We start from the raw sequence: 11,829 nt of genomic DNA, 5'->3' as shown, positions 1-11,829 counted from the left end.
GATGACAAATGATTGTCCATTTCGTAGAACCTTCCATTCAGATCAAGGATGGGCCTATCAAATGAATGCTTATAAGAATAAATTGAAGCAGCATAAAATCTTCCAGAGTATGTCTCGTAAAGGGAATTGTTTAGATAACTCACCTATGGAAAACTTCTTTGGTTTATTAAAGCAAGAGATTTTTCACGGAGAAGTCTATCGGAGTTTAGATGAATTGAAAACAAAAATTGACCAATATATCTATTATTACAACCATAAACGCATCAAAAAGAAATTAAATTGGCGAAGTCCGGTTCAGTTTCGAGAAGCTGTAAAAACAGCTGTCTAACAGTTAATCTTATCATACAAAAAAGGAGTGGATTTCTCCACTCCATAAAAGTCTAACTTTTTGGGGTCACTACATTTCTCTGCAGACGTGCGGCTTTTTTCTTTTTAGCTTTCTAGCTTTTGGTTTCTAAATCATGTAAAAACAGACCACTTAACAATTTGGGTTCAAACCATGTAGATTTAGGCGGCATGATCTCATTCGCATCGGCAACAGCCAATAAATCTTTCATCTGCGTTGGATACATCAAAAAGGCCATTGTCCATTCTCCGGAATCCACCATCCGTTCCAATTCTTCTGGACCACGAATTCCTCCTACAAAATCGATGCGCTTATCTGTGCGGACATCTTCAATACCGAGTAATGGCGCTAAGATATTTTTTTGCAAAAGAGAAACATCCAGACTTTCGACTGCGTCATTCCCTGCTTCTTTGATGGTTAAAGAGAACCATTCGTGGCCCAAATACAAATAGAAGGTTCCCTTTTGAGAAGGCTTGCTGCTAGTTGGCTTCTCAATGTGAAATTTCTCTGCTAGATGATCGAAGAAATGATCTGGAATCGGTACATTGACCACTCGGTTGTATTCCCAGATCGCCAATTCATTTTCCGGAAACAAAATCGCTAAGAAGCGCTCGCTTTCCTCACTATTGTTTTTTTCCTTGCGCTTTTGCAAGCCGACTTTCACTGCCGACTCGGTACGATGATGGCCGTCAGCGATATACAACGCATCAATCGCTGAGAATTCTTGTGATAAAGCAGCAATCACCGCAGAATCATCGATCAGCCAAACCCGATGATGGACCTCATGGTAACTCGTGAAATCATAGATCGGTTGATGGTGACTCTGCCAATCCTGGATCGTTTTTTTTAAGGACTCAGGCTGACGGTAACTTAGAAAGATTGGACTCGTGTTTGCATCACAAGCTTGGATGTGATTGATGCGGTCAACTTCTTTTTCTGGTCGAGTAAACTCATGTTTTTTGATTTTACCAGCTACATAATCCTCAATCGATGTGCAAACAACAAGCCCAGTTTGACTCCGCCCCGCCATTGTCAGCTCATATAAATAATAGGACGGTGCATTGTCTTGGATCAGCCATTTTTTTTCTCGAAAAGCAGCCAAATTTTCTGCTGCTTTCGCATACACTTGCGGATCATAAGGAGCAATATTTGGCAGATCGATTTCTGAGCGATCGATATGAAAATAGCTGTAAGGGTTGCCGGCAGCATATGCCGCTGCTTCTTGCGTGTTGACTACATCATAGGGCAACTCCGCAATTTTCTCTGCTAAGTCAGTTTGTGGGCGGATTGCTTTAAAAGGAAAAACTTGAACCATTAATAGCCTACCTCCTGATTCTTGATCACTCGCACGCGAATAATATCTTCTTTAGCTCGTAATTTATCTGCCACCGCTTCAAGCAATGCAGCATCTGTTGCTCCGACATCCACCAATGTGTAGGCATAGTCGTCACGTCCGCGATTCAACATATTATCGATGTTGATTCCAGATTCAGCGATGATCGAGGAAATTTGTCCTAGCATATTTGGCACGTTGCGGTTAATCACTGTTAAACGATACGGCGAATGGAACGCCATTTCTACGGTTGGAAAATTCACTGAGCGTTTGATCGTCCCAAACTCCAAAAATTTCTTCAATGTGCGGGCAGCCATTTTGGCACAATTGATCTCAGCCTCTTCTGTCGATGCTCCTAAATGCGGTAGAACTAGCACGTTGTCATGGCCCAGTAAGCGTTCATCTGCAAAATCAGTTGTATAACCAGCAATCTCATTATTATCTAACGCAGCAAGAGCTGCAGCTGTATCAACGATCTCACTACGAGAAAAGTTAAACAGTTTAGCCGTTGGCTTCATTTTGGCCAATTCATTCTTGCCCACTAAATGGCGGGTGTTTTCCATCAATGGCACGTGAAGAGTAATGAAATCACAGGTTGTGAAAATTTCTGCTAAATCATTGGCCCGTTTGACTCTGCGGGAGATGGTCCACGCTGTGTCCACCGAAACATAAGGATCATAGCCCACAACTTCCATCCCTAAGCGGTAGGCATCGTTAGCGACCATGGCACCAATCGAGCCTAACCCAACCACACCAAGCTTTTTGCCTTCTAGTTCCGTACCGGCGAATTGCTTTTTGTTGGCTTCTGCCTGTTCCTCTACATCTGATCCGTTCAGTGTTTGGACCCATTGAGCACCTTGGAGAATCGGGCGAACACTTAATAACAAGCTTGCAATAACCAACTCTTTGACTGCATTTGCATTAGCTCCTGGGGTATTGAAGACGACGATGCCTTGTTCTGTACATTCTTTGACCGGAATATTGTTCGTACCAGCTCCAGCTCGCGCAATCCCTAATACACTTTTTGGAAAAGGATAGTCATGCAGCTTTTGGCTTCGCAGCAAGATTCCTTCTGGCTCATCACTTTCATTGATGGCATATTTTTCTTTGTTTAGCCTTTGAAGCCCTTCTGGTGCAATCGCATTGAATGTCTTGATCTGATACATTTATTTGACCTCCGCTTCGAATGATTTCATGAAATCGACAAGTGCCTGAACGCCTTCGATAGGGAACGCATTGTACAAACTTGCTCGCATACCGCCTACCGAACGGTGTCCTTTTAAGTTTTTAAAGCCGGCTGCTTCTGCAGCTTCATTAAATTGTCGATCCAGCTCCTTATCGCCAGTGATAAAAGGAATGTTCGTTAGGGAGCGGCTATTTTTGTCTACGGGACTGCTAAACAAGTTCGATGCTTCGATCGCTTGATAGAGCAGTGCAGCTTTTTGTCGGTCTTGCGCAGTAATCGCTGCTACACCGCCTAATTCTTTCAACCACTCAAAAACCAGTTTTGCGATATAAATGCTGTAAGTAGGCGGCGTATTGTAAAGGGAACCGTTGTCAGCTTGAAGACGATAGTCCAACATTGGAGCAAAGACCGCTTCTTCATTTAATAAATCTTCTCGAATAATAACCACCGTCAATCCTGCTGGTCCAATGTTCTTTTGGGCACCTGCATAGATCATACCGAAATCTTCTACACGATACTCATTGGCCAAGATATTTGATGACATGTCAGCAATGATCGGGACTTTGCCAGCATCCGGAATCGTCTGAAAAGCTGTTCCTTCAATCGTATTATTCGTAGTAATATGCAGATAAGTCGCTGTTTGGTCGATGTTATCTACTGTGATTTCTGGAATATAAGTAAAATGCTTATCTTCACTTGATGCGATCACCTCAACCGTAGCAACTGCTTCAGCCGCTTGAATCGCTTTTTTTGACCAAGAGCCCGTGTTGATATAAAGGGCCTTTTTGTTTTTCGCTAAATTTAATGGCACCATACTAAATTGCAGACTTGCTCCACCTTGCAAAAACAGCACCCGATAGTTATCCGGGATCGCCATCAATTCCCGCAAGAGGGCTTCTGCGTCTTGAATGATCTCTTCAAACAAGGAAGACCGATGACTCAGCTCCATAACGGACATCCCACTGCCACGATAATCCAAAAGCTCGGATTGAGCTCTTTCCAATACGGGGCGGGGCAAGACGGCGGGACCAGCTGAAAAGTTATAAACAGTCATACAAAAATCTCTCCTTTGTTGTTAGATGTGACACCCATTATAGCAGAAGGAGGAATATGAAAAAAGGTTAAAAATAATTAAAATTCTCAATTTTCTGAAAAAAAGATGAAAGCAATTGATAACGTTCCTCAATTGCTTTCTAACCATTGCCAGATTTCATGAAATACGACTTGTTTATTGGTTTCATTTAAGATCTCGTGACGACCGCCTTCCAGCAAATAAACTGTCAGATGCCGCTGCCCTTGCTGGTTCAAATAGTTTGCTAGCTTACGGACACTCTTGCCATAATGGCCCACAGGATCTTCTTTTCCTGAAATCAGCAGTAACAGCAATTCGCGATCGATTTTCTGCAACAGGCGGGGGGCACTCGCTTTTTTTGTCAATAAAAACAAATCTCGATAGGCACTTAATGAAAAATGAAATTGCGTATGCGGATCTGCTAAATAAGCATCTACTTGTTGGGGATCACTGGACAACCAATCTTTCGCCGTTCGGTTGGGCTGAAACCGCCGATTATGTTGACCAAAAACCAGATTTTCCATCACGCGATAAGGCCATGCTTGCTGTCGAAAAGGCATCAACGACTTCGTCAATAAAGCGGCACTGGTCATTTTGGCCGGCGCTTCCAGTGTCGTCCCCATAATGATTGCTCCTGCCAATTTTGTATTTTTCTGATACAAAAAATTGCGCAAAACCAAAGAGCCCATACTATGACCTAAAAGATAATAAGGTTGAGCTGGAAACTGCTCCAACGCAAAACGCTGAACCAATCCCACATCTGCTACAAGATAATCCGCACCATTTGTTTCTCCAAATGTCCCATACTCGTTTTGCTCAGCTACTGTTTTCCCGTGTCCCAAGTGATCATGACCGATCACTGTGAATCCTTTTGAAACGAGATATTGAGCAAACGGATCGTACCGTTCAATGTGTTCAATCATGCCATGGATCAGCTGAAGCATTCCTTTGGACTGTCCCTCCGGCTGCCAAATTTTCACATAAAGTTGATCTTTGCCGTTTGAAGATCGAATCATTTCTTGCCTGGTTTTCATCCATTCACCTCATTTGCATTTACTTTTACGTCTACTTTGTAAAACGATTTGCTCCGTCCCATTTGTCTTTATTATACATGGAAGAAGGAAAACTGCCTATCTTGGCCTAGAGCTCTATCAGCGGCTCATCCTAATTACTCAAAAAAAAAACAGTATCATGGCACGTCTGTCCATGACACTGCTTTAGGATGTTAGTTTGCTTCATTCGGATCGAAGAACAGCCCTAAATTGAACAAGACAGATCACAGCATGGCCATTTGAGCCACGCCATTGCTTTCAGTGTTATGATATCTAAACCACTGAAAGCAGCTCTAGAAACTATTCTCCCTCTTTTGGTATGATCTCCATCCGATCGACACTCAGTGTGTCGACCCCAATTTCTGAAGACACTTCGATTTTGATAGTGCCTGCTTTCAAATTCATAGTAGTTTGGATAGGCTGACAGTATTGTGACGGATAGACCGCCAAACGTTGGCTGTCATCATCTGTTTTCAGTTGAACATACACGGGCTCATTCAATGACAAATAATCTTGAGTTTTAAGATAAACGATGACCGTCGCTTCACTAGCCTGTCCCATTGTTGGTTGAAAAACCAAACGATCTTCGGTCGATTCAAACCCTTGAACCACTTTTTTCATCAATGCTTCCTCGTCTGTCACTGTTACTAAATCACCTTCAAGAAGCGCATCACTGGCGGTCATTCGGATCCTTTTTGCTTCACCACTGGGAAGCTTCTGTGTTTCATTATCCGCTAAAGGAACTTCTAATTTCAGCTTGTTTTCTTCCCATTTGATTGGCTGCAAACGAATCGAGCGTTGCCAGCCAGAATGATCCCAACGAGCAGCGTGAAATATCAACCAGTCTTCGGTGCCGTCTTTCGACTTGGCAAACCCATTGTGCCCGGGACCAAAAACAGTTTCTGTCTGCTGAAAAATCGGTTCGGATTCTTTCGTCCAACTTCGGGTATCTAATGGATCATCTTGGCGATCCATTGTCAAAAGTCCCAGTGCATAATCATTGTCCCAACTTCCACTAGCCGAATAGACCACATTTACCGTATCTTCTTTGATGATCACTTGAGGTGCTTAGTTAATCAACGGCGTTTGCCGCATTTCCCATTCGTATTCCGGAGTCGAAATCAGCTGCTTTTCACCAATGACTTCTGTAGGTGAGATCATTTCAGCAATATAAATATTTTGGGCAATATTTTCATATCCTTCCCAACCTGACCAAAGGAAATACTGTTGTTCGTCTAATTCGAGGACAGTTCCATCAATAGCAAACTTGTCATCCAGTCCTTTGATTTCTTCCAACTGCCAATCATCACTGTAAGGATCCTGGTTTTCGTTGACTAGTGCATACATCCGGTGGGTTTCTGAGGGATGATTGGCCGCAAAATAAACGACCCACGTACCATCCAGCTGATGAAGTTCCGGTGCCCAGATACTTTCAAACTCCGCAGGCATTTCCCAGATGACTTTTTTCTCCCCCGCTGCTACTTCAGTCAGATTTTCCGAACGCCAAAGGGTTAAGTTGTTACCAGTAGTTTTCGTATAATAATAATATTTCTCATCTTGAAAAATCCACGGGTCTGCACCATCGTTGTCGATGATCGCTGTGAAATCGTCAACCAGCGTTTCATGAGAAGTACCGCAACCTCCTACGAAAGGAGTCGCCAAAATCAATGCACAAATAATACCATTTTTTCTCATTGTCTCTCCTTTCCAATGTTGCCGTCTGCATATCATTCAACTTGAGAAACATGAAATTGATCATTGATAGCTTTGATTGCTGCCAAGTCCACTTTAGGCTGACGGTCATAAGTCAACAACCCATTGATCTCCTGTTCGACATCGGTCAATTGCGTATAGCAATATCCCCAGAGCCCTACTGAAGCATAGACAGCCGACAGCACCCGTTGGTAGTCCTTTAAGAATTCAACTTCATTGTCGACTGACGTATACCCCCAACCTGGTTGTCCCGATACATCAAAGCCGATGCCACCAAATTCCGTTAACAAGATTGGTTGCTCCTGATAAGAAAAGCCGTTGGCAAAAATCGGCCACGGAGTAGAAAGCCGCTTAATCAGATTTTCGCGAGTTCGGAGGGTTTCTTTAAAGTAATCATATTTCTCAGTTTCTTCTTTTTGGCCATGGGCATAGTTGTGAATGGCGCAAATATCTGTTTCTGTCATTGCCCAACCATCATTTGAGATCACTAATCGTGTTTTATCCAATGCGTGCAAGAAATGATACATTGCTTGAGAGAAATGTTGCTGTGTTCGGTCAAAGGAAATCTTTGGCACGCCCCAGCTTTCATTGATCGGCACCCAAGTCACAATGGAGGGATGGCTAAAGTCTCTGGCAATGATCTCGGTCCATTCCCGCATCAGTCGTTCAACAGAATCTTCATTGTAAATCGCCGGAGCCGCACATTCTCCCCAAACCAGAAAACCTAACTGATCCGCCCAGTACAAAAAGCGCGGATCTTCTGTTTTTTGATGTTTGCGGCAACCATTGAAGCCCATTTCTTTTGCTAGTAAGATGTCTTTTTTAAAGTCTTCATCTGACGGTGCAGTCAAGAGGCCACTAGGCCAGTACCCTTGATCCAAAATCAACTTTTGATAGTAAGGTTTGTTGTTCAAATAGACCATGCCGTTTTCCGTATGGATTTTACGCATGCCGAAATAACTTTTCAGGTAGTCAATTGTTTCTCCATCGTTGATTAAAGAAAGTTTAATATCAAATAACTGGGGATTTTCCGGTGTCCAAGACCAACCGTCATGATGGAAATTGCTTCTGAAAATATGTTCCTGAAAAAGATCGGCATTGAACTTCATTTTTGCCGAATCTGCAGACAGTCTCCCCGCTGCGATTAGCTGTTCTTTAAAAGAGATCCGATAGTCCAGTTCACACTGCGGCTGGAACTGATTCAAGATCGTTTCAACAGTCACGGTCCCCTCATCAAAATTTGGAGTTAGATTGATTTCTTTCAAATGAGTCTCTGAAACGACTTCCAGCCATACTGGCTGCCAAATCCCGGTAGAATTCGTATACCAGATACCAGCAGATTCTGTCTCCCAGAATTGTTTTCCTCGAGGAATACTTTCATCTGCATGAGGATCAAATGCACGCACACTTATCGCTTGCTGACCGTCGACCAAATAATCGGTAATATCTACTTCAAAAGAGGTATGACCGCCTTGATGATTCGTTACATGACAACCATTGACAAAGACATCCGCCTCGTAATCCACCGCACCAAAATGCAAGACTACACGTTGACTGTCCATTGCCTGCACTGTGAATGTCCGGTAATACCAGACAATATCGTGAGGTTCTCGTTGGTTGATCCCGCTCAATTCGCTTTGATAGACGAAGGGCACCTTGATTCTATGCGGATAGGCTTCCTCCTCTTGATACCATTTCTCTTTTAGTCCTACATTTTTATCATCAAAGGCGAAGTGCCATTCTCCATTTAAATTCAGCCAGTTTTCTCGTTGAAACTGGGGTCTAGGGTATTCATTTCTGCTCATAGTTCCTCCAAAAAACAATTTATTTTATACCACTTTGCAATGACATTGATTCCATGAAACTCTTTTGCGCCACTAAATATAAAAGGAATGTCGGGATCAATGCTAAAAGAGCTCCTGCAGCTCCTACTCCCGGATACGTCATATATTGCCCTTGCAGCAACTGAAGTCCCGGCGTGATAGGCAGTTTATCAATATCGCTCATAACGATAGAAGGCCACAAGAAGTCGTTCCACGAACCAGTAAAACTAAATAACGCAACGACGGTTAAAACCGGCTTGATCAGCGGCAGAATAATATGATAAAAAATCTGAAATTCATTGGCCCCATCAATTACAGCCGACTCATCCAATTCTTTAGGAATCCCTAAGATAAACTGACGAACTAGAAAAATGTTATAGACACCTGCTGCGCCAGGAACGATCACGGCTAGAAACGTGTTGGTCCAGCCTAATGTATCCACGATTTTGAAATTGGGGATCAAATTGACGACACCAGGAAACATCATCGTTCCCAGCAATAATGCAAAAATCAAGTCTCGACCTTTAAACGCCAGCCGTGTATAGCCATAAGCCGCAAAAGAAACGATCACCATCACCAACAATGTGTGGGCTGTTGAAATGATCATCGAATTCAAAAACCAGCGAAAGACTGGCGATGAATCATTCCCCTGCAACAACCCTAAAAAGTTTGCGAAGGTCCACTCTTTAGGAATCAGGCTAAAGCCAACTTTTTGGATCTCAGCATCTGATTTGAAAGAGGTAAAAATAGCCCATATCAGAGGAAAAATCCAGACAATACAAACAATAGCTAATACGATAAATGCGACTCTTTTTCCTACTTTATTTTCTCGCATGGCTGTCCCCTTACCTCTCTAATTTTTTGATCATGATAAATTGAAAGACCGAAACGATCATGATAACGATCCCTAGTAAAATCGCCATCGCCGATGACATACCAGCAACGGACGTACTACTGCCAAAAGCATTCTCTTGAATATACATCATGAGTACTCTCGTCGAATTGTTCGGACCACCCCCGGTCAGCATCAATGGCTGTCCATAAATATTGAATTGAGCAATAGTCGTCATGACTGTTGTAAAAATCAGCTGATTCCGAATACTCGGCAACGAAATCCGGAAAAACTTCACTACACTGCTGGCTCCGTCAAGCTCGGCTGCCTCCATTTGTTCCCTGGGCACACCGTTCAACGCAGCTACATAAATGATCAAATTTCCTCCTAATGTCCACCAAATCGTTACGATCAAAATCGCGATCCAGGCCCATGGTTGTGTCCCGACAAAATTGATATCTATCCCAAAAACTTCTTTGATGGGGCCAAAGGATTTACTTAACAGAAACCCCCAGATGATCATTACAGCAGAGATGGCAAACAATGTCGGCAAGTAAAGAACCGATTGAAAAAAGCGCATCATCTTTGGCTTTGCGGACAATGCCACAGCTAATAGCAATGGAATCGCGATACACAGAGGTACTGATATCACTGCAAAGAATAGCGTGTTTTTCATCCCATTGAAAAATTGCGTATGATACAGCGAGTCTTGATCAAATAGAATCGTCTTAAAATTGTCTAAACCAATAAAAATCGGTGAACTAAAAAGATCCCATTCGGTAAAGGAAACATAAACACCAATTACAGCAGGAACCAAAAAGAATAAAATAAAAAGAATCATGTGGGGACCGATAAACAAAACGGGCCAACCACTGAGCTTTTTTTTGCTACTCATACATTACGCATCCTTTCATGCCTTGATAAAATCGACTAGAAAAAGACTGTGACAAAAACCACTTCTGCATGGAAGATGCTCTTTCGTGTAAGTTGCCAAGCTAACCAGATCAAAAGGCCACTCTTTGAGAAATCTTATATGAGTCCTCTTTTGGTATGTGTCTTCTCGACATGCCTGATCACTATCTTCTTTGCCTTCAGCTTTTGTCACAGACCCTGCGATTATTTCATTTTCTCTTCCACGACTTTTTGGATTTCACCAAAGGTATCTTTAATATCGGCTTTTCCAGTGATCATGTCCCAAGAACGATTGTCGTATTCATCAAAAATGTAAGACAATCCATCGACTGCATTCACAGAGATCGCCGCCTGTCCTTTTTCTGTTTTCAACAAGAAAGATTGCGGCATCTTGACATATTCCTCATTGTCAAGCATCGCTAGTGAAGTTGGATTGGCGCCAGATTTCACCCATTCTAACTGGTTTGCCTGCAACCAAGTCAAGAAATCCACCATTCCCTCTTTCTTTTCATCAGAACGTTCTTCTTTTGTCTTAAACATCGCAAACTGATCAACTCCCGATCCTTGAACGATATTTTCCGCATCCCATTGCGGTGTAAAGGTTTCTCCCCACTCAAAGTCACTGATTTCTTCCATATTGCTCAACATCCACGTTCCTTCCGGCAAGAAGATCAACTGTTGATTCGCAAAAAGTTTATTGGCATCTTCCCCGTCTGGCACCATGTAGCCCGCATCATACAAATTTTTGAATTCCTGTACCGTGTTATACGAATACTCATTATCGATATTGATTTTGCCATCTTGATCTTGCCATTGTCCGCCCATTTGCTGATATAGATTGGAATAATTCTGCATCCCCCAGGTATAACCAAAGCTATAAACGCCATCTGCTTTTGCTTTTTCACCTGCCTGATTGATTTCTTCATAAGTCACGATGCCATCATCTAATGCTCCAGGAATGTATTTGTCTACCAGATCTTTGTTGTAATACATGACCCACGACCCCATGGTGGCAGGAATCCCATACTGGCTGTCCTCAAGAGTACCGGTATCCCAAGCTGCTTCAACATAATTGCTGCGATCTAGCTCTGTACCTTTGATCATGTCATCCCAAGAATCCAGCATCTCTTGGTTCTTATAGGTGGGAAGTGCTTCTGAAGCGACTAAAGCCAAATCTGGTACACCTTTCCCCGATTTACCTGCTGTAGTTAGTTTTGAGGTGAAGGTATCCCCTTGCATACTCACTAATTTCACTTTGAAATCCGGATCCGTCGCATTGTATTCGTCAATCGTCTTTTTGATTTTCTCCCCATCTGGTCCAGTTGTGGATGACCATAACAAAATTTCAGAACTCTTGCTTGAGTTGCCGCCGCCACTTCCACATGCTGACAATACGATGCCACACAGCAACGTCGCCCCTACTACTATAGCTGCTTTACTAAATTTCATTTTTCCACGCTCCTATTATTTAACTTATTTGTAAAACGATATTCCAACTCACTTTACTTTTTTCAACAACAATAAAAACCAAACTGTTTACACCGTTAAATTAACATCAAA

The 11,829-nt window shown here is 42.6% G+C and carries 9 protein-coding genes and 1 pseudogene; 1 reads left to right on the top strand and 9 read right to left on the bottom strand.

The window, feature by feature from the left end; genetic code table 11:
• On the top strand, positions 1-328 hold a 328-nt coding region (locus ACTFWY_RS16495; RefSeq protein WP_182454472.1), incomplete at its 5' end, for an IS3 family transposase.
• A gap of 112 nt (positions 329-440) precedes the next feature.
• On the opposite strand, the gene ACTFWY_RS16490 is transcribed toward ACTFWY_RS16495, so the two are convergent.
• The 9 genes and pseudogenes from ACTFWY_RS16490 to ACTFWY_RS16450 form a co-directional block, all read right to left on the bottom strand.
• Positions 441-1,661, bottom strand: a complete 1,221-nt coding sequence (locus ACTFWY_RS16490) for a DUF1015 domain-containing protein (protein ID WP_003128740.1) — start codon at positions 1,659-1,661, stop codon at positions 441-443.
• Positions 1,661-2,845, bottom strand: coding sequence for a phosphoglycerate dehydrogenase (locus ACTFWY_RS16485; protein ID WP_003128739.1), 1,185 nt, complete (start codon positions 2,843-2,845; stop codon positions 1,661-1,663). The genes ACTFWY_RS16490 and ACTFWY_RS16485 overlap by 1 nt, the downstream gene beginning before the upstream one ends.
• On the bottom strand, positions 2,846-3,919 hold the full coding sequence (gene serC / locus ACTFWY_RS16480) for a 3-phosphoserine/phosphohydroxythreonine transaminase (protein ID WP_003128738.1): 1,074 nt from the start codon (positions 3,917-3,919) through the stop codon (positions 2,846-2,848).
• Positions 3,920-4,047: 128 nt separating this feature from the next.
• Positions 4,048-4,971, bottom strand: a complete 924-nt coding sequence (locus tag ACTFWY_RS16475) for an alpha/beta fold hydrolase (protein WP_439927274.1) — start codon at positions 4,969-4,971, stop codon at positions 4,048-4,050.
• A gap of 318 nt (positions 4,972-5,289) precedes the next feature.
• Positions 5,290-6,684: pseudogene (locus ACTFWY_RS16470) on the bottom strand (glycoside hydrolase family 43 protein).
• Between the two features lie 32 nt (positions 6,685-6,716).
• Positions 6,717-8,507: a glycoside hydrolase family 2 protein gene (locus ACTFWY_RS16465; protein ID WP_123866866.1), complete on the bottom strand. Its 1,791-nt coding sequence runs from the start codon at positions 8,505-8,507 to the stop codon at positions 6,717-6,719.
• Between the two features lie 19 nt (positions 8,508-8,526).
• Positions 8,527-9,360, bottom strand: a complete 834-nt coding sequence (locus ACTFWY_RS16460) for a carbohydrate ABC transporter permease (RefSeq protein WP_123866865.1) — start codon at positions 9,358-9,360, stop codon at positions 8,527-8,529.
• A gap of 10 nt (positions 9,361-9,370) precedes the next feature.
• Positions 9,371-10,252: a carbohydrate ABC transporter permease gene (locus ACTFWY_RS16455; protein WP_003128733.1), complete on the bottom strand. Its 882-nt coding sequence runs from the start codon at positions 10,250-10,252 to the stop codon at positions 9,371-9,373.
• A gap of 221 nt (positions 10,253-10,473) precedes the next feature.
• Positions 10,474-11,718, bottom strand: a complete 1,245-nt coding sequence (locus tag ACTFWY_RS16450; protein ID WP_005472664.1) for an extracellular solute-binding protein — start codon at positions 11,716-11,718, stop codon at positions 10,474-10,476.
• Positions 11,719-11,829: the final 111 nt, after the last annotated feature.

The sequence above is a fragment of the Enterococcus sp. 125944 genome (assembly GCF_051909435.1).
Taxonomy (GTDB): Bacteria; Bacillota; Bacilli; order Lactobacillales; family Enterococcaceae; genus Enterococcus_D; species Enterococcus_D gallinarum.
The sequence above is the reverse complement of the archived record's forward strand: the minus strand, read 5'-3'. Positions and strand labels throughout refer to the sequence as shown.

Coding starts and splice junctions, on each gene's coding strand:
- ACTFWY_RS16490 (WP_003128740.1), bottom strand. CDS start 1,661: ATGGTTCAAGTTTTTCCTTTTAAAGCAATCCGCCCACAAACTGACTTA.
- ACTFWY_RS16485 (WP_003128739.1), bottom strand. CDS start 2,845: ATGTATCAGATCAAGACATTCAATGCGATTGCACCAGAAGGGCTTCAA.
- serC (WP_003128738.1), bottom strand. CDS start 3,919: ATGACTGTTTATAACTTTTCAGCTGGTCCCGCCGTCTTGCCCCGCCCC.
- ACTFWY_RS16475 (WP_439927274.1), bottom strand. CDS start 4,971: ATGAAAACCAGGCAAGAAATGATTCGATCTTCAAACGGCAAAGATCAA.
- ACTFWY_RS16465 (WP_123866866.1), bottom strand. CDS start 8,507: ATGAGCAGAAATGAATACCCTAGACCCCAGTTTCAACGAGAAAACTGG.
- ACTFWY_RS16460 (WP_123866865.1), bottom strand. CDS start 9,360: ATGCGAGAAAATAAAGTAGGAAAAAGAGTCGCATTTATCGTATTAGCT.
- ACTFWY_RS16455 (WP_003128733.1), bottom strand. CDS start 10,252: ATGAGTAGCAAAAAAAAGCTCAGTGGTTGGCCCGTTTTGTTTATCGGT.
- ACTFWY_RS16450 (WP_005472664.1), bottom strand. CDS start 11,718: ATGAAATTTAGTAAAGCAGCTATAGTAGTAGGGGCGACGTTGCTGTGT.